22 protein-coding genes are annotated in these 22364 nt (G+C 70.2%); 4 read left to right on the top strand and 18 right to left on the bottom strand.

The genetic code is table 11. The annotated features are described in order from the left end of the window. Positions 1-214: 214 nt before the first annotated feature. The gene (gene radA / locus ACTJJP_RS14565; protein ID WP_440775695.1) at positions 215-1582 is read left to right on the top strand and encodes a DNA repair protein RadA; all 1368 of its coding nucleotides are present in this window, start codon (positions 215-217) and stop codon (positions 1580-1582) included. 611 nt (positions 1583-2193) lie between these two features. Here radA and ACTJJP_RS14560 read toward each other — a convergent pair. The 4 genes from ACTJJP_RS14560 to ACTJJP_RS14545 all read right to left on the bottom strand — a co-directional run bounded on the left by ACTJJP_RS14560 (position 2194) and on the right by ACTJJP_RS14545 (position 6631). Beyond that, positions 2194-2604 carry a dehydrogenase gene (locus ACTJJP_RS14560; protein ID WP_440775694.1) on the bottom strand — a complete coding sequence of 137 codons (411 nt, stop codon included), beginning with the start codon at positions 2602-2604 and terminating at the stop codon, positions 2194-2196. A 149-nt stretch (positions 2605-2753) separates the two neighbouring features. Further along, entirely contained in the window at positions 2754-3434 is a 681-nt protein-coding gene (locus ACTJJP_RS14555; protein WP_440775693.1) for a hypothetical protein, read from the bottom strand. A 90-nt stretch (positions 3435-3524) separates the two neighbouring features. Next, a complete protein-coding gene (locus tag ACTJJP_RS14550; RefSeq protein WP_440775692.1) occupies positions 3525-4034 on the bottom strand; it encodes an amino-acid N-acetyltransferase in 510 nt (169 codons plus the stop codon). Positions 4035-4105: 71 nt separating this feature from the next. After that, positions 4106-6631: an ATP-dependent Clp protease ATP-binding subunit gene (locus ACTJJP_RS14545; protein WP_440775691.1), complete on the bottom strand. Its 2526-nt coding sequence runs from the start codon at positions 6629-6631 to the stop codon at positions 4106-4108. A gap of 188 nt (positions 6632-6819) precedes the next feature. Between ACTJJP_RS14545 and ACTJJP_RS14540 the strand changes: the two genes are divergently transcribed. Further along, a complete protein-coding gene (locus ACTJJP_RS14540; RefSeq protein ID WP_440775690.1) occupies positions 6820-7446 on the top strand; it encodes a hypothetical protein in 627 nt (208 codons plus the stop codon). Further along, positions 7443-7676 carry a helix-turn-helix domain-containing protein gene (locus ACTJJP_RS14535; protein WP_440775689.1) on the top strand — a complete coding sequence of 78 codons (234 nt, stop codon included), beginning with the start codon at positions 7443-7445 and terminating at the stop codon, positions 7674-7676. The genes ACTJJP_RS14540 and ACTJJP_RS14535 overlap by 4 nt, the downstream gene beginning before the upstream one ends. A 64-nt stretch (positions 7677-7740) precedes the next feature. On the opposite strand, the gene ACTJJP_RS14530 is transcribed toward ACTJJP_RS14535, so the two are convergent. The 3 genes from ACTJJP_RS14530 to ACTJJP_RS14520 form a co-directional block, all read right to left on the bottom strand. Then, complete coding sequence (locus ACTJJP_RS14530) at positions 7741-8463, bottom strand: hypothetical protein (RefSeq protein ID WP_440775688.1); 723 nt, start codon at positions 8461-8463, stop codon at positions 7741-7743. 74 nt (positions 8464-8537) lie between these two features. Next, positions 8538-10004 carry a cardiolipin synthase gene (gene cls / locus ACTJJP_RS14525; protein ID WP_440775687.1) on the bottom strand — a complete coding sequence of 489 codons (1467 nt, stop codon included), beginning with the start codon at positions 10002-10004 and terminating at the stop codon, positions 8538-8540. A 66-nt stretch (positions 10005-10070) separates the two neighbouring features. After that, entirely contained in the window at positions 10071-10268 is a 198-nt protein-coding gene (locus ACTJJP_RS14520; RefSeq protein ID WP_440775686.1) for a hypothetical protein, read from the bottom strand. 134 nt (positions 10269-10402) lie between these two features. Between ACTJJP_RS14520 and ACTJJP_RS14515 the strand changes: the two genes are divergently transcribed. Then, entirely contained in the window at positions 10403-11560 is a 1158-nt protein-coding gene (locus ACTJJP_RS14515; protein WP_440775685.1) for a DUF4192 family protein, read from the top strand. Here ACTJJP_RS14515 and lysS read toward each other — a convergent pair. The 11 genes from lysS to ftsH all read right to left on the bottom strand — a co-directional run bounded on the left by lysS (position 11511) and on the right by ftsH (position 22343). Beyond that, on the bottom strand, positions 11511-13031 hold the full coding sequence (gene lysS, locus ACTJJP_RS14510; RefSeq protein WP_440775684.1) for a lysine--tRNA ligase: 1521 nt from the start codon (positions 13029-13031) through the stop codon (positions 11511-11513). The two genes, ACTJJP_RS14515 and lysS, sit on opposite strands and share 50 nt — an antisense overlap. Positions 13032-13343: 312 nt before the next feature. Continuing rightward, entirely contained in the window at positions 13344-14198 is an 855-nt protein-coding gene (gene panC / locus ACTJJP_RS14505; RefSeq protein ID WP_440775683.1) for a pantoate--beta-alanine ligase, read from the bottom strand. Next, the gene (locus ACTJJP_RS14500; protein ID WP_440775682.1) at positions 14195-14914 is read right to left on the bottom strand and encodes a DUF2520 domain-containing protein; all 720 of its coding nucleotides are present in this window, start codon (positions 14912-14914) and stop codon (positions 14195-14197) included. Before ACTJJP_RS14500 ends, panC begins: the two co-directional genes overlap by 4 nt. After that, positions 14911-16545: a PH domain-containing protein gene (locus tag ACTJJP_RS14495; RefSeq protein WP_440775681.1), complete on the bottom strand. Its 1635-nt coding sequence runs from the start codon at positions 16543-16545 to the stop codon at positions 14911-14913. Before ACTJJP_RS14495 ends, ACTJJP_RS14500 begins: the two co-directional genes overlap by 4 nt. Positions 16546-16607: 62 nt before the next feature. Continuing rightward, positions 16608-17135, bottom strand: a complete 528-nt coding sequence (locus tag ACTJJP_RS14490) for a PH domain-containing protein (RefSeq protein ID WP_440775710.1) — start codon at positions 17133-17135, stop codon at positions 16608-16610. Positions 17136-17595: 460 nt separating this feature from the next. Then, a complete protein-coding gene (locus tag ACTJJP_RS14485; protein ID WP_440775680.1) occupies positions 17596-18081 on the bottom strand; it encodes a DUF3180 domain-containing protein in 486 nt (161 codons plus the stop codon). Beyond that, positions 18078-18596, bottom strand: coding sequence for a 2-amino-4-hydroxy-6-hydroxymethyldihydropteridine diphosphokinase (gene folK / locus ACTJJP_RS14480; RefSeq protein WP_440775679.1), 519 nt, complete (start codon positions 18594-18596; stop codon positions 18078-18080). Before folK ends, ACTJJP_RS14485 begins: the two co-directional genes overlap by 4 nt. Further along, the gene (gene folB / locus ACTJJP_RS14475) at positions 18593-18961 is read right to left on the bottom strand and encodes a dihydroneopterin aldolase (RefSeq protein ID WP_440775678.1); all 369 of its coding nucleotides are present in this window, start codon (positions 18959-18961) and stop codon (positions 18593-18595) included. The genes folK and folB overlap by 4 nt, the downstream gene beginning before the upstream one ends. Then, a complete protein-coding gene (folP, locus tag ACTJJP_RS14470) occupies positions 18961-19752 on the bottom strand; it encodes a dihydropteroate synthase (protein WP_440775677.1) in 792 nt (263 codons plus the stop codon). Before folP ends, folB begins: the two co-directional genes overlap by 1 nt. Further along, positions 19749-20336 carry a GTP cyclohydrolase I gene (gene folE, locus ACTJJP_RS14465; RefSeq protein ID WP_440775676.1) on the bottom strand — a complete coding sequence of 196 codons (588 nt, stop codon included), beginning with the start codon at positions 20334-20336 and terminating at the stop codon, positions 19749-19751. The genes folP and folE overlap by 4 nt, the downstream gene beginning before the upstream one ends. A gap of 6 nt (positions 20337-20342) precedes the next feature. After that, the gene (ftsH, locus tag ACTJJP_RS14460; protein WP_440775675.1) at positions 20343-22343 is read right to left on the bottom strand and encodes an ATP-dependent zinc metalloprotease FtsH; all 2001 of its coding nucleotides are present in this window, start codon (positions 22341-22343) and stop codon (positions 20343-20345) included. Positions 22344-22364 lie beyond the last annotated feature (21 nt).

Raw genomic sequence — 22364 nt, 5'->3', positions numbered from 1 at the left:
CGCGAGAAACGCGATCGACTCGCGCGACACCGCGATCGGCTGGGCGCGAGAAACGCGATCTAGTTCGTGAGAAACGCCATCCGCGCGCAGAAACGCCTCGATGAGACGTGTCTCGCCGCGAGGAGCGTTTCTCGGCGGGGACGAGGGCGGGGTGCGATACCCGGATGCCGCGACCTCGACGGCCGATGTCGGAGGCCCCGCGTAGCCTGAGCACATGGCATCCCGACGTCCCGCTGCAGCACCCGCTCCGTACCGCTGCACCGAGTGCGGGTGGACGACGGTGAAGTGGGTCGGTCGCTGCGGTGAGTGCCAATCGTGGGGCACCGTCGTCGAAGCCGCCGAACAGACGGGCATCGTCCGCTCGATCGTGCCGGTCGCACCCGGGGCCGCGCGCGCCGCCCGCCGCATCACCGAGATCGACACGCAAGACGCTCCCCGCCGCACGAGCGGCGTCGGCGAGTTCGACCGTGTCCTGGGCGGGGGCATCGTTCCGGGCGCAGCCATTCTGCTGAGCGGCGAGCCGGGCGTGGGCAAATCGACGCTCCTGCTCGAGGTCGCCGCACAGAGCGCCCGCGCGGGGCGCCGGGTGCTGTACGCCAGTGGTGAGGAGTCCGCCGCCCAGGTACGGCTGCGCGCCGAGCGCACGGGCGCGCTGCACGACGAGCTGTTCCTCGCGGCCGAGACCGACCTCGCGACGATCCTCGGTCACATCGACCAGGTCGAGCCGGGCCTGCTCATCGTCGATTCCGTGCAGACGGTGTCATCCGCTCACAGCGACGGTGCCGCGGGACAGCCGGCCCAGGTGCGCGAGGTCGCGTCGGCGCTGATCCGCGTCGCGAAGGAACGCGGCCTGCCCATCATCCTCGTCGGCCACGTCACGAAAGACGGTTCGATCGCCGGACCCCGCATCCTCGAGCACCTCGTCGACGTAGTGTGCCACTTCGAGGGCGACCGGCAGACCTCGCTGCGCTTCGTCCGCGCGCTCAAGAACCGTTTCGGCCCCACCGACGAGGTCGGGTGCTTCGACATGACCGGCACCGGTATCGCCGAGGTCGCCGACCCGAGCGCGCTGTTCCTCGGGCACGGCGAACCCGAGCCCGGCACCTGCGTCACCATCGCAATGGAGGGGCGCCGTGCGCTCCCCGTCGAGATCCAGGCGCTCGCGGTGCGGCAGACCGCGCCCAACCCGCGGCGCATCGTCAACGGCGTCGACTCGTCGCGCGTGGCGATGGTGCTCGCGGTACTCGAGAGTCGCATGGGTCTGACGCTCTCCGACCGCGACGTCTACGTCTCGACCGTGGGCGGCGTACGCCTCATCGAGCCCGCGGCCGACCTCGCCATCGCCATCGCCGTGGCCAACGCCGTGAAGAACCGCAAGGTGTCGAAACGCCTCGCCGCGATCGGCGAACTCACCCTGACCGGCGAGATCCGCAACGTCACGCAGGCTGCGCAGCGGGCATCCGAGGCGAAACGCCTCGGATATCACACGGTGCTCGACTCGTCGTCGCGCAAGCTCGCTCAGGCGCTCAACGAGCTGCAGGTGCGGGGCATGCCGCGCGACGACAGCCCACCGGAGTTCTGAGCGCGGCTGGCCGAGAGCGGCCGGCCCAGCATCTCGTCACTCGGCCCCGCCCTCGCCGGTCACCGCACACGCGGGTCGGCGTGAGGTCGCAGGTCGACGCCAGAGCCATCGACGTCACGCCGCAAGTCGACGCCAGCGCCATCGGCGTCAGGCCGCAAATCGAGGCCAGAGCGATCGGCGTCAGGCCGCGGGTCGAGGCCAGAGCGATCGGCGTGAGGACGCGGATCGACGCTGGAGCGGTCTCCGGGTCAGCGCGGGGCCGGGAGGCGGCGCTGGAGCGGTCTCACCGGCCGGGAGGAGCGGCCCGACGGCGGCGGTGCGGCGATGTCATGCCCAGGACTGCAGGGATGACGAGTCCGGCGGCGCACACGGCACCGGCGATCAGGTACTCCATGCCCCGAGTCTTGCACGAGGAGTTCACCCGCGCGAGTTTGATCCTCACCCGCTGCTGCGCAGGCGACGCCGGAACCGACCCGCTCACGCGGCGGCGACCCCCGCCCGTACACGACGGCGCACGCCACCCACGACACGCCGCCTCAGACCCGCCGGCAGCCGGCGTGTCGCCGATCCACCCGCCGCTGTGCTGACAGCCACGGCGGAGACGCGCGAGATCAGGCGTCGAGCGCGGCGATCAGATCGCCCGGGGACGCCTGGATCGGGTGCGGCCCGGCGATGTCGATGAACACCGTGGTGATGGCATCCTGGTGCGCACCGAGGAACGCCCGAAGCCACTGCGGCGACTGCAGCGCCACGTGCGGGGGCAGCGTCTCGGGTTTGTGCGCGGCGTCGCTGAACAGCAGCAGCGCGACCTGACCGTCGTTCGGATCACGGTAGGTCCAGACCTCGCCGACGCTGAGGGGATTGTCGGCGTCACCCGGTGTCATCAGGGGAACGACGGTCGGCCCGTGTCGCAGCGCGAAAGCGATGGCGGCCATGTCCTGGGTCTGGAGGGCGTCGGAGAGTGCGGTGTTCTTGAAGTCCACGTCGAGCTTCTTCCCCTTGCGCTTCTTTCCTGCGGCCATCCTCCGAGCCTATCCGCGGCCTCGCGCTGTCCGGGTGTCCGCCCCTGGCGTTCGGGTCCAGCGAGCCCGCCGCCCCGCCGCGGGGCCGCCGACCAGCCTGTCATCCCGGGCCGCTACCGCTCCCCCGGTCTCGCATCACGGGCGCGCGGTCACCGCAGGACGAACGACGCGGTCCCGGCCGAGGGGATGCCGCCGATCGAGACGCTCAGGTGATAGGTCGCGCCTCCACCCGGCGCGTAAGGGCGTTCGCCGTCGCAGGAACTCACGGACGAGCGCGTGCGATCCCAGGTCAGCGGGGCGGAACTGGTGACGGTCTGGCCCGCGGCGAGGGTCACTTCCATATCGCTCGGCTCGGATTGGCAGTCGGTCGAGCGCCACCACACGTCGGTGCCGCTGGTCACCGTGAACGACTGCGCGCTCGTGCCCACGTTCAAGACGCACGGGGTGGCCGAGGTGTTCGACAGCCGGATGGACAGCTGCGGGTTCTCGCCCTGTGCGTACTCCGCCTTGTCCGACAGCGCCTCCACCGTGATGTTCGCTGCGGTGCACTCGACGGGCCCGGCCGGAACGCTCGGCGTCGGTGTCGCCGTGGCACGTGCCGTCGGGGTGACGACGGCCGAGGGCGCCGTGGCGGCCGCGGACGGGGCCGCTGAGGCAGCATTCGCGGAGGGATCGGACGAGGGGTCGGCGGTCGGTGCGACACGCCAAGGCGGAGCCGCGACGAGCCACACGACGAGGCCGATCACGATCAGGGCGAGTAGCCCTGCCGCGAGACGACGTCGGCGATAGACCGCCGGGGACTGCCTCCGCCTACGGGGGGCATCGGTCATGCTTCCAGGGTAGGCGTCCTGGCCGTGAGCCCTCTCCACGGCACGCTCGGAATCACCGGTGCGTCACCGCTCGCGAGATGCCGTCTGCGGTCAGAGGTTCTTCAACATGCGGGTGTTGCCGAGCGTGTTGGGCTTCACATGAGCGAGGTCGAGGAACTCGGCGACACCCTCGTCAGGGCTGCGCACGAGCTGCGAGTACACGTCGGGCGGCACCACCTGTTCGCCGATCTCGGCGAACCCGCGCCGGGTGAAGAAGTCGACCTCGAACGTCAGGCAGAACAGGCGCGACACCCCCAGCTCGCGCGCGCGCTGCTCGAGCGTTTCGACGAGGGCACGCCCGACGCCGAGGTGCAACCAGTCGTCGTGCACGATGAGCGTGCGGATCTCGCCGAGGTCCTCCCACATGATGTGCAGCGCGCCGCAGCCCACGACGACCCCGTCCACCTCGGCCACGACGAACTGCTGCACCGAGCCGTAGAGCACGACGAGGTCCTTACCGAGCAGGATGCGCTTCTGGACGAACGGCTCGAGCAGTTCGTGGATGCGTCGGACGTCGGCGGTGCCGGCGGAGCGGACGACGAACGACGCGGGAGAAGTCATCGTCCCAGCGTACGCCGCGACGACGAAGGGGCCCGGATGCCATGGCATCCGGGCCCCTTCGTGCTACAGCGTCAGCTGCCGGCGAGGGTGTCGGGAGTGGCGGCGATTTCGCCCGCCGTTCCGACCCCGAGCGCGACCTTCTCGCCCCGCGGGCTGGTCTCGAACGAGAACTGGCCGTTCTCGACGCCGACCTTGACGTGGTCGCCGGACTCCAGCTCGCCGTGCAGGATCTTCTCGCTGAGACGGTCCTCCACCTCGCGCTGCATGGCGCGACGGAGCGGACGTGCACCGAGCGTCGGGTCGAAGCCGATCTCGATGAGCTTGTCCTTCGCGTCGTCCGACAGCTCCACCGTCATGTCGCGGTCGAGCAGACGCTCGGCGAGACGCTTGACGAACAGACCGACGATCTGACGCAGCTCCGGCTTGCTCAGCTGCGGGAAGACGATGACGTCGTCGACGCGGTTGAGGAACTCGGGCTTGAAGTGGCGCTTGAGCTCTTCGTCGACCTTGCCCTTCATCCGCTCGTACGAGGTCTGGGCGCTTCCCTCGACCTGGAAGCCGACGGGACCACCGGCGATCGCCGACGAACCGAGGTTCGTCGTCATGATGATCACGGTGTTCTTGAAGTCGATGACGCGACCCTGACCGTCGGTCAGGCGACCCTCTTCGAGGATCTGCAGAAGCGAGTTGAAGATGTCGGGGTGGGCCTTCTCGATCTCGTCGAAGAGCACGACCGAGAACGGCTTGCGACGCACCTTCTCGGTGAGCTGACCGCCCTCTTCGAATCCGACGAACCCGGGAGGGGCACCGAACAGACGCGAGACGGTGTGCTTCTCCCCGAACTCCGACATGTCGAGCGAGATCAGCGCGCCCTCGTCGTCGAAGAGGAACTCGGCGAGCGCCTTGGCGAGCTCGGTCTTTCCGACGCCCGTGGGGCCGGCGAAGATGAACGAGCCCGAGGGGCGCTTGGGGTCCTTGAGGCCCGCGCGCTGACGACGGATCGTCCGCGAGAGGGCCGCGATCGCCTCTTCCTGGCCGATGACGCGCTGGTGCAACGCCTTCTCCATGAACATGAGGCGGCTGGACTCCTCCTCGGTGAGCTTGAACACCGGGATGCCGGTCGCCTGCGCGAGCACCTCGGCGATCAGGCCCTCGTCGACCACCGCGTGGGAGGCGACGTCACCCGAGCGCCACTGCTTCTCGAGGCGCAGACGCTCGGCGAGGAGGGACTTCTCCTCGTCGCGGAGCGAAGCGGCCTTCTCGAAGTCCTGCTCCTCGGAGGCGAGCTCCTTCTGCTCGCGGACCTTGGCGATCTTCTCGTCGAACTCGCGCAGCTCCGGGGGCGACGACAGGATCGACAGACGCAGGCGGGCACCGGCCTCGTCGATCAGGTCGATGGCCTTGTCGGGCAGGAAGCGGTCGCTGATGTAGCGGTCGGCGAGGTTGGCCGCGGCGACGATCGCGCCGTCGGTGATCTGCACCTTGTGGTGCGCCTCGTAACGGTCGCGCAGCCCCTTCAGGATGTTGATCGCGTGGGGCAGGCTCGGCTCGGCCACCTGGATCGGCTGGAAGCGGCGCTCGAGAGCGGCGTCCTTCTCGAAGTGCTTGCGGTACTCGTCGAGCGTGGTGGCACCGATGGTCTGGAGCTCACCGCGGGCGAGCAGCGGCTTGAGGATGGATGCCGCGTCGATCGCACCTTCGGCGGCCCCGGCGCCCACGAGGGTGTGGATCTCGTCGATGAAGACGATGATGTCGCCGCGCGTGCGGATCTCCTTGGTGACCTTCTTCAGGCGCTCCTCGAAGTCACCGCGATAGCGGGAACCGGCGATGAGCGAGCCGAGGTCGAGCGAGTAGACCTGCTTGTCCTTGAGCGTCTCGGGCACGTCGCCCTTGACGATGGCCTGCGCGAGGCCCTCGACGACCGCCGTCTTTCCGACACCGGGCTCGCCGATGAGGACGGGGTTGTTCTTGGAACGGCGCGACAGGATCTGCATCACGCGCTCGATCTCTTTCTCGCGCCCGATCACGGGGTCGAGCTTGTTGTCGCGCGCGGCCTGCGTCAGGTTGCGGCCGAACTGGTCGAGCACGGCAGACCCGCCCTGCGCGGCGGAGGACTGCTGCTCGCCGGCACCGGATGCCACGCCCGCGGGCTCCTTGCCCTGGTAACCCGAGAGCAGCTGGATGACCTGCTGGCGCACCTTGTTGAGGTCGGCGCCGAGCTTGACGAGCACCTGAGCGGCCACGCCCTCGCCCTCACGGATGAGGCCGAGCAGGATGTGCTCGGTGCCGATGTAGTTGTGGCCGAGCTGCAGCGCTTCGCGCAGGGACAGCTCCAGGACCTTCTTGGCACGAGGCGTGAAGGGGATGTGCCCCGTCGGTTGCTGCTGCCCCTGGCCGATGATGTCCTGCACCTGCTCGCGCACGGCGTCGAGGGAGATACCGAGGGACTCGAGCGCCTTGGCCGCGACACCTTCGCCCTCGTGGATCAGGCCCAGCAGAATGTGCTCGGTGCCGATGTAGTTGTGGTTGAGCATCTTCGCCTCTTCTTGGGCGAGGACGACCACACGACGGGCACGGTCGGTGAATCTCTCGAACATCTCAGTCCCTCCAGAAATGGGCTGACAGGCGCGCCTCCGCGTGCCGTACATCGAGAGTAACGAGCGGTCGGAGGCCAGGGACGCGTGTTCGCCGTGGGCATACCGCGACCCGGCAGGTCTTGCGGAACCCATCGATAGTCGTTACATTATCGATCATCGATAACAACGATCCTCGATAAGGAGCGATCATGGCATCCCCCCGATCCACCCCTCGCACCCTCTCCCGCGGCGACGCCTGGAGCTTCGTGCTCTTCATCATCGCGGGGGTCGCGATCGCCGCGTGGGCGGTCGTCAGCAGCATCGGCAACATCGTCGCGGCGGTCGGGAACCGCGACGTGCGCGTTCCGATCGAATTCCTCGACACCGTCGCGCAGGCCCCCATCGGTCCCGACGGCGCCACCGTACCCGTCGAGTTGACCGACGCCGTGGTCACCGCTCCGTCGTTACCGATCGCCTCGCTGTGGGCGCTCTTCCTCGGCGAGGGGCTCTTCGCCGCAACGGTGGTAGCCGTAGTCGTCCTGCTGCTCGCGCTGTGCGTCGGCATCCTGCGCGGGACCATCTTCAGCCGCCGCCACACCGTCCTCATCACATCCGTCGGGGCCATCGCGCTGGTCGGCGCCATCGGCGTGCCCTTCTTCCACAACATGGTGGCCAACGGCGCGCTGGCCCTGCTGTCGGACCGCACGTACGACCGCGGACTCACTCAGCAGATCGACCTGCCCGTCCTCATCGCGATCGGCTTCGTCGCGGGCCTGTCGAGCACCGTCTTCGCGGTCGGCGATCGTCTCCAGCGCGACACCGAGGGTCTCGTATGACCCCGGCGACCGCGGACGACGGGCCGAGCGGCATCCACTGCCGTCTCGACGAGCTCCTCGAGACACGCGGACTGACGCTCACGCGCCTCAGCGAACTGGTCGGCGTCTCGGTGGTGAACCTCTCGGTCCTCAAGAACGACCGTGCCCGCGCGATCCGGTACTCCACGCTCGCCGCGATCTGCCGCGTGCTGGAGTGCGAGGTCGGCGACCTGCTCGTGGTCGAGCGCTGACGCCGTCGCGTCAGGACCCTTCGGTCGCGGACGACCGAATCGGTCGAGCGTCGACGTCGCCGCGTCAGCGGTCGCCGAGCACCGGGATCGGATCGGACGCCTGAACGTCGCCGCCGGAGAGCACGAGGGACACGGGGCCGTCGCCCGCCTCGGCCCCCACGTCGGCCAACGTCACGCGGGGGGCGAAGTCCATGGTGCACACCTGATCGGCGGGCGGCGTGGCGAACCGCACCGCCACGTCATCGCCGTCGGTGCTCACCGACTCCACCGTGGGCCGGCAGCTGGAGCTTCCGTACGTGACGATCGCGACCAGCGATGGGCTCACCCACCCGGCGCTCGGCGCGAAGTCGTCGGGCGGCGAGGGCACGTCGGCCAGCGCAGCGAGGGTCGTCTCGCCCTCCACGGCCCCCGTCACCGTCAGGGTCAGGGCGGCACCGGCATCCGCCCCCTCCGGCAGGGGCACCAGCGTCGCCCGGGGCGCCAGGTCGCGCGTGCACGGCTCCTGCGTCGGTTCGGCGAGATCCACCGTGAGCGCCCCGTCGACGATTCGCGGCTCACCGCCGACGGTGGGCACGCACGACGAGCTACCCGAGGTGACGACCGCGATCGCGCGGCCCGCGTCGAGCCACGCCGCGCTGACCTCACCCGCGGGCGTCGGTGTCGCGGCATCCGTGGGAGACGACGATCCGGGCGGTGACGCGGCGCCCGACGCGCATCCGGTGAGGGCGCCGGCAGCGAGCAGGCCCGCTCCGAGCAGGCCGACGAGTGTCAGACGTGAGCGAGACATGAAGACCTCCGGGGGGTGGGTTCGCCCCATGATGACCGAGATTCCTGGATGCCGGCGGCGAACGCCGCGTCGCCTCACTGCAGCGCGGAGGTGAGGCGGGCCAGATTGTCGAGGATCGTGGAGCGCAGGGGCTGGCGGCGCCACTCCTCGATCGTGAGCTGACGGCTCAACCCGCGGTAGTGCCCCTCGACAGCGCGCATGTCGCGGACGAACTCCTCGCCGCGCACGAGCATCGACACTTCGAGGTTCAGACCGAAGGAGCGCATGTCCATGTTGCTCGAGCCGATCACGGCGACCTCGTCGTCGATCGTCACGCTCTTGCTGTGCAGGATGAAGGGCTTGCGGTACATCCAGATCACTACGCCCGCGCGAAGGAGCGCCTCGTAGTAGCTGCGCTGGGCGTGGTAGACCATGGCCTGGTCGCCCTCTTCCGACACGAAGAGTTCCACGTGCACGCCGCGCTGGCACGCGGTGGTGATGGCGAGCAGCAGCGCTTCGTCCGGGACGAAGTACGGGCTGACGATGATGATGCGCTCCTTCGCCGCGAAGAGCAGCCCCAGGAACAGCTTGAGGTTGTTCTGGAAGTCGAAGCCGGGACCCGACGGCACGATCTGGCAATCCAGGTCGCCGGGGCCGGACGTCACGCTGAACAGGTCGATCTCGTCGGCCAGGGTCTCGTCGGTCTCGCTGTACCAGTCGGAGAGGAAGACCGCGTTGATGCTGGCGACGACGGGGCCCTCGACGCGCACCATGAGGTCGACCCAGTGCAGCCCGCGGCGGATGTTCTTGCGCAGGTTGTAGGAGGAATCGGTGACGTTCTGCGAGCCCATGTAGGCGACATCGCCGTCGATGACGAGGAGCTTGCGGTGGTTGCGCAGGTCAGGACGCTGGTAGCGGCCGCGCAGCGGCTGGACGGGCAGCATCAGGTGCCAGTGGGCGCCCATCGCATCGAGGCGGCGCACCGTCTCTCTGTAGCGCGGCTTGCCGCGGTTGGCCCAGTGGTCGAGGAGGACCCGCACGACCACACCGCGCGCGGCGGCCTCCTCGAGCGCTCGGAAGAAGTTGTCGGTGGAGTCGTCGGACTGCAGGATGTAGAACTCGACGTGCACGTAGCGCGTGGCCTGCCGGATGGCCTCGGCCATGGCATCCAGGCTCTGCTGGTAATCGGCGATGAGGGTGGCCGCGTTGTCGCCCGCGATGGGCATGGCACCGAGATTGCGGTTGAGCTGCACGAGGGCGCGGAACCACTGCGGCGCGTTCGGGCGGAGTGTTCCGAACTCGAGCGACGCACTCGTGTCGTGGATGTACTCGTTGATGGCCGCCTGCTTGCGCCGGCGCTTGCGCGGAAGACGCGGATTGCCGATGAGCAGGAACAGGAACACCCCGACGAAGGGGATGAAGTAGATCGCCAGGAGCCACGCCATCGCCGCAGTGGGACGGCGGTTGCGCGGCACGATGATGATCGCGGCGATACGCACGACCAGGTCGACCACGAACAGCGTGATGACGAGCCAGCTCGCGTCGAACGTGGCGTTGATCACGGGTCCTCCTGGACGGGTTGTGGACCCAGCGTAGCGACGACCGCCGACAGCGGTCTCGCCGGCGCCTCAGTTCGCGGAGCCGTCGCCCGTGGATGCCACCGGAGGAAGACCGCGCTTGGCCCGCTCCTGCGCCTCGATGCGCGAGTACGCCTTGCGCTCGGTGCGGTCCATGCGGATGGCGCCCCGGAGGATGAAGAAGAAGACGAACGACACGACGATCGTGGGCAGGATCGCCCACAGCACAGCGGTCCAGGTCTCGTCCATGCTTCGAGAATACCCGCGGCGGCTGGGCGAACGCCCGCGCGCGGTTCCTCCCCATCTCTCGGATCCGCGAGATGATCCACGATCGAGCGAATCCCCCCGGAACGCAAGAGCCCTCGACGGCCATCCTCGACGGCATGACCACCACCGTCGTGCGGGCAACCTCGTCTCCCGCCTTCCTCTCCCTCGTCCCCCACCTGCTCGAATGCATCCCGCATCGCAGCCTCGTCGTCGTCCCCTTCGGCGAGGGACGTTCGCTCGGTGCGATGCGCGTCGACCTGCCACCCGAGGGCGATCGGCCCATCGAAGAGGGGGTCGCCTCGACCGTCGTCGGCATGGCCTGCAAGGTGACCCGCACCGATTCCGTCGCGATCGCGGTGTACACCGACCGCTCCATGTCGGAGAACGCCGGCGCACCGCACACCGTGCTCGTCGACGCCGTGCGCGCCCGCGCCGACATCTGCGGACTGCGCGTCATCGACGCGCTCGTCGTGGGCTCCGACGGCTGGGCGAGCTACCTCGAGCCGGCGGCGCAGCCGCATCCGCTGACCGACATCCAGGATGCCGCCTTCGCGGGCCTCGACGACGACGTCAGCGGCGACCACCTCACCGGCGCCCACCTGCCCGCCGGCTCCGCGGACGACGCTCGGCTGGTCGAACAGCTCCTTGTGGACGTGGAGCACGCGCTGAGGCGCTCGCGCGACCGGCGTCACCTGTCGCCTGAGCGCCGCATCGCGGCCGATGCCGTGGCGGCGGAGATTGCCGATCCGCCGGCGCTGTTCGAGTACAGCGTCGAGCGACCGATCGACCAGGTCGACACGACGCGGATCGCGGCCCTCGCGTTCTGCCTGGAGCGACCCGCCCTGCGCGATGTCGCCCTGATGCAGTGGACCGGCGACCTGGCGACGGGCGACGCGGTGTTCCGCGCGCAGACCGCCTTCCGGGGCGGCGAGCCGGTGCCCGAAGACCTCGCGCGCCCGATGTGGGGCGAGGGCGCCCACCCCGACCCCGCCCGGTTGCGCGCGGGGCTCGAGCTCTGCCGGCGCGTCGCCTCGGTGGTCGCCCGCGAACGCCGACCCGGAGCGCTCGCGGCGTGCGCATGGCTCGCGTGGGCCTCCGGGAGATCCACGCACGCCACGTTCTACGCGGACGAAGCCCTCGCGATCGATGGGACGCACGGGCTCAGCGGGATCATGCGGACCATGCTCGACGCCGGCCGGCTTCCCGAGTGGGTGTTCGAGCGGTCTACTTCACCAGCGGGAACAGGATCGTCTCGCGGATCCCGAGTCCGGTGATCGCCATGAGCAACCGGTCGATGCCCATCCCCATACCGCCGGTGGGGGGCATGCCGTGTTCGAGCGCCCGCAGGAACTCCTCGTCGATGGGCATGGCCTCGTCGTCGCCCCGGGCGGCGAGCCCCGCCTGCTCGATGAAGCGGTGACGTTGGATCACCGGGTCGACGAGTTCCGAGTAACCGGTCGCGAGCTCGAACCCGCGCACGTACAGGTCCCACTTCTCCACGACGCCGGCGATCGACCGGTGCTCGCGCACGAGCGGGCTGGTGTCGACGGGGAAGTCCATGACGAAGGTGGGCCGGGTCAGGCCCGGCTTGACGAAGTGCTCCCACAGCTCTTCGACCCATTTGCCATGGGTCTCGTGCGGCGGGGCGTCCACGTCGTTCTCGGCACCCAATGCGCGCAGCGCGTCGAGCGTCGTCTCGGGGGTGATCTCGCGGCCGGCTGCAGCCGACAGAGAGTCGTACATCGAGATGCGGTCCCATTCGCCGCCGAGGTCGTACTCGGTGCCGTCGGCCCATGTCACCGTGGTGGAGCCGGCGACGGCGATGGCGGCATCCTGGATCAGGGTCTGCGTGAGGTCGGCGATGCCGTTGTAGTCGGTGTAGGCCTGGTAGGCCTCGAGCATCGCGAACTCGGGGCTGTGCGTGGAGTCGGCGCCCTCGTTGCGGAAGTTGCGGTTGATCTCGTAGACACGGTCGATGCCGCCCACGACCGCGCGCTTGAGGAACAGCTCGGGCGCGATGCGCAGGTACAGCTCGGTGTCGAACGCGTTGGAGTGAGTGCTGAAGGGGCGCGCGCTCGCGCCGCCGTGCTGCACCTGCAGCATCGGCGTCTCGACTTCGACGAACCCGCGCTCGGTGAACGTGCGGCGCAGGCTCTGGTTGACCTTCGCGCGCGCCAGGACCGTCTCGCGTGCGCGGTCGCGCACGATGAGGTCGAGGAAGCGGCTGCGCACGCGACTCTCTTCGCTCAAGTCGCCGTGGAGGTTGGGAAGGGGCAGCACGGCCTTCGCCGCGATCCTCCACTCGGCGACCATGATGGACAGCTCGCCGCGGCGGCTCGAGATCACCTCACCCGAGATGAAGACGTGATCACCCAGGTCGACGAGTTCCTTCCACGCCTGCAGGGAATCTTCGCCGACGCTCGCGAGCGAGACCATGGCCTGGATGCGGCTCCCGTCCCCGGCCTGCAGCGAGGCGAAGCACAGCTTGCCGGTGTTGCGGCTGAACACCACGCGCCCCGCCACCCCGGCGGTCTCACCGGTCTCGGCGCCGGCCTCGAGGTCGCCGAAGCGGTCGCGCAGCGCCGGGATGGTCGTGGTGACGGGCACGGCGACCGGGTACGGCCCGCCCGCGGCGTCGGCACGCTCGGCGAGCAGACGCTCGCGTTTGGCGAGGCGCACCGCCTTCTGCTCGAAGACCTCGTCTTCGGTGGGTTCGGCGGCGTCGTTCGCGGGCGCGTCGGTCATCGGGAGGCTCCTCGGGGTCGTCCCCAGTCTATTCGCCGCGGCCGGACGCCTCGGGTCGACGACGGCCACCGCGCTCGCGGAGAGCCCCGCACGCGGTGGTCGGCCGCGCGCGCCGCCGCCGCTCCACGAGAACGACCGCCTCACGAACGCACGCCCCGCGCGACCGTGTCACCACCTCACGAACGCACGCCCCGCGCGACCGTGTCACCACCTCACGAACGCACACCCCGCGCGACCGTGTCACCGCCTCACGAACGCACACCCCGCGCGGCGGTGTCACCGTCTCGGGATCGAATGCCTCGGGTGGCGGTCTCAGCGCAGCGAGATCTCGGCGTTGTCGATGAAACGGTGCCCACCCACCGTCGCGGCGATGAGGGCCAGGGCACGACCGCGGTGCCCCTCGTCGACGGGCAGGAAGGTGGCGGGGTCGACCACGCTGAGGTATTCGAGGGCGATGCGCGGCTCCCCCATGAGCGCGGACTGGGCCGCCGCGATGCACGCGTCGACTCCGAGGTCGGAGTTCGATGCCGCCGCCTCGAGCGCGCGGGGCAGTTTCGCCGCCGCGCGACGATCCGCGGGCTCCAGAAGGGCGATGCGGCTGGAAACCGGCAGTCCGTCGTCGGTGCGGACCGTGGGCACCGTGGCGATCTCGAGGCCGAAGTTGAGATCGCGCACCATGCGCTGCACCAGGAATGCACGCTGGAGATCGCGCTCACCGTAGACCGACACGTCGGGGCGGACCAGGTTGAACAACTTCGCCTCGACGGTCAACACGCCGTCGAAGTAGAACGGGCGAACACGCCCCTCGTATCGCAGCCCGACGTCTCCCGCGGACACACGGGTCGTCGCGGTGCCCGCGGGCAGCAACTCCCCCGCGGAGGGCGCGAAGACCACGTCGACCCCCAGGTCGCGGAGGACGCGCTCGTCGGCCTCGGGCGAACGCGGGTAGGAGGCCGTCTCTTCCGCGGTGCGGAAACGCAGCGGATTGACGAACGTCGACACCACCACGATGTCGGCGCGCTGGCGGGCTTCATGGATGAGGTCGACGTGGCCGTCGTGCAGGGCTCCCAGGGTCGAGACGAGTGCGACACGGGGGCCGCCGGACGACCGATCTGCGCCTCGGACATCGCCGAGTCGGGTGCGCAGATCCTCGAGGGTGCGGATCATCCGTCGATCGTAGCGTCGTCGTCGAGGCTGCGACGTCCGGAGCCCTCCACGAGTGCCTGGTCGACACTGGATCGAACGAGCGCGGAGAGGTACCCGCCGGGATTGTCGACACCGACGCGCGAGAGCATCTCCGACGACTGGCGCACGATCGATCGCGAGAACTCCGTCGCCGTGGCGATCGCCTCCGCGTACGCCGCGCGATCGTCTTCGGCGACCACCACGGGTTCGCATCCGAGCTCGACGGCGAGCGCCTGCGCGATGGGCAGGACGGGCGCCGGGGCCGTCACCGCGGCGTACGCCTGCGCCAATTGCCGCAGGTCGATCGACGAGGTCCCGGTGAACGCGATGGCGGGGTGGATCGCGAGCGGGATGGCACCGAGACGCGCGGCCGGGTCGAGGACGCGGGCGCCGTACGCGGGGTCGGTGTGCAGCACGAGCTGGCCCGGCTGCCAAGCGCCCACCCCGGCGAGTCCCGTCACGAGCGCCGGCAGCTGGTCGTGCGGCACGGCGATCACGACGAGCTCGCTGCGTCGCACGACCTCGTCGGCGGTGAGGACGGGAAGGCCGGGGAGGATCGCTTCGACCCGGTCGTCGTCCGACCCGGAAGTGATCCCGGTGAGCGCGTGCCCGGCACCGGCGAGGGCGGCGGCGACGACGGGACCCACGCGCCCTGCGCCGATCACTCCCACGCCGAGGCGTCCGTCGCGGCCGCTCATCCGGCCCACCGATGACTGCGGTCGGTCGCTGCCGCCGCGACGCTCGCGTGCGCCGTGCGCTCGAACATGCGCACCGCATCGTCACGGTCGAGGGCGCCGACCGAAGTCTGCACCGTTCCGGCGATCACGTGGCCCGTGAGCGTCGCCGCGCCGAACGACCGCGCAAGCGGGCCCTGCTCCAGACCGATCGACTGCAGTCGCGCGAGCGGGAGGATGCTCAGCGACCGCCACACCCACCCCCGCCGCATGAGGAGGGCGTCGTCGGTCAGCAGCACGCCGTTGCGCCGCCACGACAGGGGGCGCAGCCAGCGGGCGCGCGCCGGAGTCGTCACGTAGGGGTCGTCCTCCACGGGACCCAGGATGCCGTCGCGGAACACGCTCGTCCACTCGCCGCCGGTGACCACGGGCGCGAGGATCGCGAGCACGCGCTCCACGTCGTCGCGCGTGCCGATGGGCAGCACGGCGGCGAGTTGATCGGCGCTCGAGTCGGTCGACGACCGGCCCGACAGGCGGTTCACCGACACGGTCCACCACCCGAAGGGTCGCCACAGCAGTGGCTGTCGCACCTCGATGGCGTGCACGCGTCCGGGCGGCACGATCTCGGACACGGTGGTGAACAGCCCGAAGGTCACCCGCACGCCGTCCGACGTCGGCGCGATGGAGTACCGCAGACCGCGCGCGACGGATCGTACGTAGTACGCGCCGAACGCGAGGAACATGGGAACGACGGTGAACAGCAGCCAGAGCGTCGACAGCGACGCCGCCACGACGATGCCGACCACGAGCGCGATGAGGAACACCGTCGAACCGCTCAACACACGGGATGCCACGAGCCGGCCGACCGGGATGCGCACGATGCTCTCGGGTTCGGCGTCGGAGAAGTCCTCACCGTCGACGAGCCCCTGCAGGCCCGAGCCCACCGCCGCGGCGGCCTGGCGCGCGAGCGAGGGCCGCTCACTCCCGGTCACCTGTCCGGCGGCGAGACGGCGCCCCGAGGCGAGGCGGAGGATGTCGCCGCGGATGGCGTCGGCATCCTTCCCCGACAGGTATTCGAGCTTGACGTTGGCATCCAGGCCCGCCCCGACCACCTCCAGCTTCGCCAATCCGAGAAGGCGGGCGATCATCGGGCGCGTCAGGTTGACCCCCTGGACCCGATCGAGGGGTGCCCGACGGTGGGTGCGGAACAGCACCCCCGAGCGCACCTCGACGGCGTCGTCGCCGATCCGCAGCGTGTGGAACCGCCAGGACAGCCGGAACAGCACCAGCAGCACGATCAGCACCGCCAGGGTCGCGCCACCCGCGATGAGGATGAGGTTGTTCGCGAGGATGTAGTCGACCGGGTCGGGGGGCAGCTCGCCCGGCGGCAGGTCGATGAAGACGGGGAAGAAGAACTCCACGACGCGCTCGCGCAGGTTCGCCACGATCACACCGATGATGACGAGGAGCGTCAACCCTCCACGCAGCAGCGGGGTGAGGGGATGCAGCCGATGCCACTGCCCGTCGCTATAGGGCGACCGCACCGCCGGCCGGCCCGCCGCGACGGCGCGGCCCGCCTCGGGAACCCGGATGCGCGCGCGGTCCCCCGCCCCGTCCGCCGGCCGTGCTCCGCCGGACGGAGCCGCGGCTCTCACGCGGTCCCCGGTACCGTCCGCCGGGTCTGCCTCCGGCGCTCCGCCAGGCGCGTGCGGGTCGTTCACAGTCCCGTCCGCCGCGTCTCGGCCACGGCGACGAGCGTGTCGCGCAGGTGCTCGGCCGCCTCCTGTGTGAGCCCCGGGATGGTGACCCCCGTCGACGCGGCCGCGGTCACCAGCTTGAGCTGGGCGATTCCGAAACCGCGATCCAGCGGGCCGTGCGTGATGTCCACGAGCTGCATCCGGCCGTAGGGCACGGCGACGACCCTCTGCCAGAGGATGCCCCGGCGGAACACGAGATCGTCGTGGCGCAGCTGGTAGCCGAACGACCGGGCCTGCCGCGGCGTGATGACGAGTCCGATCAGGGTGATCAGGAGGATGACACCCGCCGGGATCCATTGCCACCGCACCCCGGTGATGACCTGAGCGGCGACGGCGGCGACGACCACGAGGACGAAGACGGCACCCTGCGTGATGAGTTGGACGCGCACGTAGGCCCGGGCCAGTTGATGCCAGGTCCCGTCACCGAGCGGCAGCCGACTCTCGGAACGGGGCTCGAGGATGCGGTCGTAGGTGCGGTCGCCGAGCACGGAGCTCCCCTCGCGCGCACCAGGATCGACCACTCCGGTCTCCCCGCCCGTGCCGGGGTCGCGCTGCCCGGGCACCTCGCCCGCGCCGGCATCGACAGCACCGACGCCCTCGACCGCGCCGGTTTCGATCGCCCGCTCGCCGCGGGGCCGGCGATCGTCCCGGTCGGGCGTGCCGGCTGACGCCGCACCCGCCGGGCGGTCCCGACGCAGACGCGCACCCACCGGAGCCTGGAGCGCGCGCTCGATCTCGACCGCCGGGGCATCCGCGTGACCGGTCTGGGGCCCGGACGGCGATGTCGCCACGCCCTCCGTCGTCTCGCGCGGGCCCGCCGAGTCGGGCCGCGTCCCCGCGGTCCCGCCGGGCGCGACGAATCGGGCGTGCGGGTCGGGCTGGGGCCAAGAGCCGCCCTCGGACGACTCGGGTTCCGCGCTCTCGCGGGGTGGAACCTCCTGGTCGGCGTCAGGCGCCGACGGCTCCGGTCGGGGTGTTTCCGGGGGTGTCGTCATCGTCGTCCTTCCGGATGGTGCACAGCTGCTCGGCGACGAGTCCCGCGACGACGAGGACGACGGCGCACACGAGCGTCGCAACGATCGTTCCCATCGAGCCTAGCGACGGCGTCACGGGTCGGGTCGTCAGGAACACGATCAGACCGAGCGAGAATCCGAAGGTCACCGCCCCCAGCAGCGACGATGCCTTCGCCAGCATCGCGATGCGCAGAGCCTGGAAGGGGTTGATGCGCCGGGCGCCACGGCTGCGGGTCGCGCGCCACACCGGTACCGCCAGAGCGACGATCACGACCCCCAGCAGCGCGAGGATCGTCGGCAGGCTCGCCGCCGGCGAGAACGTCGCGCGTCCCATCGCGGTGAGCATCGTGTCGAGGATGAAACCGACCGCTCCGCCGATGATGACGGCGATGGCGAGGATGCCGACTCCTGTGCGCCTCATCGTCGGAGCCCTTCCAGGAGGTCGGTGACACGTCCGCGCCCGGGGATCTCGGCATCCGGATCCAGCTGCGCCCACGGTGCGAGCACGAATTGGCGTTCGTGGGCACGGGGATGCGGCACGACCAGATCGTCGCGGTCGATCCTCTCGTCACCGTAGGCGATGAGGTCGAGGTCGAGGGTGCGGTCGTCCCACCGCTCACGTCTCACTCGCCCGTGTCGCGCTTCGATGCGGTGCAGCGAGGCGAGCAGCTCGGCGGGCGCGAGTCGCGTCTGCAGCAGCGCGACGGCGTTGAGGTATCGCGGGGCGTCCTCGTCCTCGCCGTCGAGGGTCACGGCGACCGTCTCGATCGGCTCCGACACGCGCACGTCGCTCGTCAGCGTCAGCCGGCTCAGCTCGTCGGCCGCCGCGGCCAGCGTCTCCGCTCGTCGGCCGAGGTTGGCGCCGAGCGCGACGACCGCCGCGACGGGGGTCGCCCGCGGCGCCTCGCCCATCCCGTGGGCCAGCCGCACGCTCACGACCGACCCCGTGTGATGGTCACGGCGACGTCGCCGAAGGGCACGGGAATGGGCGCCTGCGGCTTGTGCACGGTGATGGTGACCGCATCGACGCGGTCATCGCGCAGCACGTCGTCGGCGAGACGCTGGGCGAGGGTCTCGAGCAGGTCGACGGGCTCGCCCGCCACGACGGCGACGAGTCGTTCCGCGAGCTCGCCGTAGTGCACGGTGTCGACCACGTCGTCGGTCTCGGCCGCGCGCCGCAGCGACAGGACGAGCACGGCGTCGACCACGAACTCCTGGCCCTCGCGCTTCTCGTCGGCGTACACACCGTGGTGGCCGAAGGCGCGCACCCCCGTCAGGGTGATGTGGTCGACGGCATCCATCAGGCCTCCCAGGCGCGGGCGACGGCGAGGGCGTCGCGGGTGGTCGGTACGTCATGCACGCGCACCGCCCACGCGCCCGCGCGGGCGGCGAGGGCGCTGGTGACGGCGGTGGCGAGGTCGCGCCGGGCGAGATCGGCGTCGTCGCCCAGGACGTCGGCGAGGAACCGCTTGCGGCTCGTCCCCACGAGCACGCGGTACCCCAGCGCGCCGAGCGCGGGGAGCGCACGCAGGGACTGCCAGTTCTGTTCCCCGCGTTTTCCGAACCCGATGCCGGGGTCGACGACGATGCGAGCTGGGCTGATCCCCGCGGCGACGGCCGCGGCGACGCGCTCCTGGAGCTCCGCGAGGACCTCTCGCCCCACGTCGGCGTACTCGGCGCGGGCGTACATCTCGCTCGACGGACCACGCCAGTGGCCCAGGGCGATGTCGACCTGCAGGTCGGCGACGGCGGCGAGCATGTCGGGATCGGCGAGCCCGCCCGACACGTCGTTGACGAGGCACGCTCCCGCGTCGACCGCCGCCACGGCGGTCGCGGCGTTCATCGTGTCGATGCTGACCGGCACCCCCTCGGATGCCAAAGCCTCGACGACCGGCAGCACCCGCTGCTGCTCGACGCGGGGCGCCACCCGGTCGGCTCCGGGCCGCGTGGACTCGCCGCCGACGTCGAGAAGATCGGCGCCCTGCTCGCGGAGGAAGAACGCGTGGGCGATCGCGACGTCGGGGTCGAGGTATCGACCGCCGTCGCTGAAGGAGTCGGGGGTGACGTTGACGATCCCCATGATCAAGGTCACGCGCGCGCCCCGATGAGCGCGATGAGCTCGGCACGGGCGGCGGGCTCGGTGTAGACGCCGCGTGCCGCGATCGTCACCGTCGAGGCATCCGGCTGGCGACCGCCGCGCATGGTCACGCACTCGTGCGCGGCGTCGAGCACGACGAGGACTCCGCGTGCGTCAAGGGCCGAGTCGATGGCATCCGCGATCTGCTCGCCCAGCCTCTCCTGCACCTGCGGGCGGGCGGCGAGGATGTCGATGACGCGCGGGAGCGCCCCGAGTCCCACCACTTCCTCGCCCGGGAGGTAGGCCACGTGGGCGTGGCCGCGGAACGGCAGCAGGTGGTGCTCGCACATCGAGCGGAACGCGATGTCGCGCACCATCACCGCCCCGGAGGGCAGCGTGTCGGGCGCCGGTCCCCGCGACACCGAGATGGTGTGCTGCAGGGGGCTGCCGGCATCCTGTCCCACGCCCGCGAAGAACTCGGCCCACGAGTCGGCCACCCGCGCCGGGGTGTGACGAAGACCGGGGCGATCGGGGTTCTCCCCGATCGCCTCCAGCAACTCGTGGACGAGCGCTGCGATCCGTTCTCGATCGACGGCCACGGCGCCTCAGGCGGTGGCCGGGCGCGTCTGTCCGCTCGGACGGGGCTGCGCCTGCGTCTGCGTCTGCGCCTCGGCCTCGGTGGATGCGGCGATTCCGGCGGGCTCCCGACGCGGGACGTTCACCGGCGGCTGGGTCGAGACCGGACGATCGCCCGACGACAGCCACTGCGGGCGCGGGGTGAGGCGCTTGACGTCGCGGAAGATCTCGGCGAGCTCGTTGTGGTCGAGCGTCTCCTTCTCGAGCAGCTCCAGAGCGAGTCGGTCGAGCACCTCGCGGTTGTCGTTGATGACCTGGTACGCCTCGTTGTGCGCCTGCTCGATGAGCGCGCGCACCTGGGCGTCGACGCGCTCGGCGATGCGCTCCGAGAAATCGCGGCCATGACCCATGTCGCGACCCATGAAGACCTCGCCCGAGGACGAGCCGAGCTTCACCGGGCCCACCTCGTTGGTCATGCCGTACTCCGTGACCATCTTGCGGGCGATGCTCGTCGCCTTCTCGATGTCGTTCGAGGCGCCGGTGGTGGGGTCGTGGAAGACGATCTCCTCCGCGACGCGGCCGCCCATGGCGTAGGTCAGCTGGTCCTGCAACTCGTTGCGGGTGATGGAGTACTTGTCGTCGAGCGGCAGCACCATCGTGTAGCCCAGCGCCTTGCCGCGCGGAAGAATGGTGACCTTCGTGACGGGGTCGGTGTGGTTCATCGCCGCCGCCGCGAGCGCGTGTCCACCCTCGTGGTACGCCGTGATCAGCTTCTCTTTGTCCTTCATCACGCGCGTACGCCGCTGGGGTCCGGCGATGACGCGGTCGATGGCCTCGTCGAGGGCGCGGTTGTCGATGAGCTGCGCGTTCGAGCGCGCGGTCAGCAGCGCCGCCTCGTTCAGGACGTTCGCGAGATCCGCGCCGGTGAAGCCCGGGGTCTTGCGCGCGACGACCTCGAGGTCGACGGAATCGGAGAGCGGCTTGCCGCGGCCGTGCACCTCGAGGATGCGCTGGCGACCCTTGAGATCGGGGGCGTCGACGCCGATCTGGCGGTCGAAGCGGCCGGGGCGCAGCAACGCGGGGTCGAGGATGTCGGGGCGGTTGGTCGCCGCGATGACGATGACGTTGACCTTGGGGTCGAAGCCGTCCATCTCGACGAGCATCTGGTTCAGCGTCTGCTCGCGCTCGTCGTGACCGCCGCCCATACCGGCACCGCGGTGGCGGCCGACGGCGTCGATCTCGTCGATGAAGATGATGGCCGGCGAGCTCTCCTTCGCCTGGTTGAAGAGGTCGCGCACGCGGCTCGCGCCGACACCGACGAACATCTCCACGAAGTCCGAACCCGAGATCGAGTAGAACGGCACGCCCGCCTCGCCCGCGACGGCGCGGGCCAGCAGGGTCTTACCGGTTCCGGGAGGGCCGTACAGCAGCACGCCCTTCGGGATGCGGGCGCCGACCTCTTCGAACTTCTTCGGGTCTTTGAGGAACTCTTTGATCTCGTCGAGCTCTTCGATGGCCTCGTCGGAGCCGGCGACGTCCTGGAAGGTGACGGTCGGCGTCTCCTTCGTCACGAGCTTGGCGCGGGACTTGCCGAACTGCATGACCTTGCTGCCGCCGCCCTGGGCGCTGGAGAGCAGCCACCAGAACAGCAGGCCGAGGAGCACGAGCGGAAGCATCAGGCCGAGGAAGCCGTCGAACCAGCTGGGGCGGGGCACCACGTCGTTGAAGCCGTCGGAGGGGGCGGCGGCGTCGATCGCGTTCGCCACCTCGGCGGCGCGGGCCTGTCCGAAGTAGAACTGCACGCTGTCGGCGCCCTCGAAGGGCTCGGACAGCGTCAGATCGACGCGCTGATCGGGATCGTTCGTCACCACTTTGGTCACGGTGCTGCCCTTGAGCAGCTCCAGACCCTCCTTCGTCGACACCTGGCGGGCGCCGGTGAGGTTGGAGATGAGGGAGAAACCGATGATCAGAAGCAGAACGACCAACAGAACGTAGATGATCGGGTTGCGCGTGATCTTCTTGAAATTCATGGTGGGCTATCCCGGCCCTTT

Source organism: Microbacterium sp. 22296 (assembly GCF_052045385.1).
GTDB lineage: Bacteria > Actinomycetota > Actinomycetes > Actinomycetales > Microbacteriaceae > Microbacterium.
This window is presented reverse-complemented; position numbering and strand designations above follow the sequence as displayed.

Bases quoted from the DNA above. Each gene is read 5' to 3' on its own strand.
- ACTJJP_RS14540 (WP_440775690.1), top strand. From the start codon at position 6,820: ATGGCATCCCCCCGATCCACCCCTCGCACCCTCTCCCGCGGCGACGCC.
- ACTJJP_RS14555 (WP_440775693.1), bottom strand. From the start codon at position 3,434: ATGACCGATGCCCCCCGTAGGCGGAGGCAGTCCCCGGCGGTCTATCGC.
- ACTJJP_RS14530 (WP_440775688.1), bottom strand. From the start codon at position 8,463: ATGTCTCGCTCACGTCTGACACTCGTCGGCCTGCTCGGAGCGGGCCTG.
- lysS (WP_440775684.1), bottom strand. From the start codon at position 13,031: ATGACCGACGCGCCCGCGAACGACGCCGCCGAACCCACCGAAGACGAG.
- panC (WP_440775683.1), bottom strand. From the start codon at position 14,198: ATGATCCGCACCCTCGAGGATCTGCGCACCCGACTCGGCGATGTCCGA.
- ACTJJP_RS14535 (WP_440775689.1), top strand. From the start codon at position 7,443: ATGACCCCGGCGACCGCGGACGACGGGCCGAGCGGCATCCACTGCCGT.
- ACTJJP_RS14520 (WP_440775686.1), bottom strand. From the start codon at position 10,268: ATGGACGAGACCTGGACCGCTGTGCTGTGGGCGATCCTGCCCACGATC.
- ACTJJP_RS14485 (WP_440775680.1), bottom strand. From the start codon at position 18,081: ATGAGGCGCACAGGAGTCGGCATCCTCGCCATCGCCGTCATCATCGGC.
- folB (WP_440775678.1), bottom strand. From the start codon at position 18,961: ATGGATGCCGTCGACCACATCACCCTGACGGGGGTGCGCGCCTTCGGC.
- ACTJJP_RS14500 (WP_440775682.1), bottom strand. From the start codon at position 14,914: ATGAGCGGCCGCGACGGACGCCTCGGCGTGGGAGTGATCGGCGCAGGG.
- ACTJJP_RS14545 (WP_440775691.1), bottom strand. From the start codon at position 6,631: ATGTTCGAGAGATTCACCGACCGTGCCCGTCGTGTGGTCGTCCTCGCC.
- ACTJJP_RS14515 (WP_440775685.1), top strand. From the start codon at position 10,403: ATGACCACCACCGTCGTGCGGGCAACCTCGTCTCCCGCCTTCCTCTCC.
- radA (WP_440775695.1), top strand. From the start codon at position 215: ATGGCATCCCGACGTCCCGCTGCAGCACCCGCTCCGTACCGCTGCACC.
- ftsH (WP_440775675.1), bottom strand. From the start codon at position 22,343: ATGAATTTCAAGAAGATCACGCGCAACCCGATCATCTACGTTCTGTTG.
- ACTJJP_RS14550 (WP_440775692.1), bottom strand. From the start codon at position 4,034: ATGACTTCTCCCGCGTCGTTCGTCGTCCGCTCCGCCGGCACCGCCGAC.
- ACTJJP_RS14560 (WP_440775694.1), bottom strand. From the start codon at position 2,604: ATGGCCGCAGGAAAGAAGCGCAAGGGGAAGAAGCTCGACGTGGACTTC.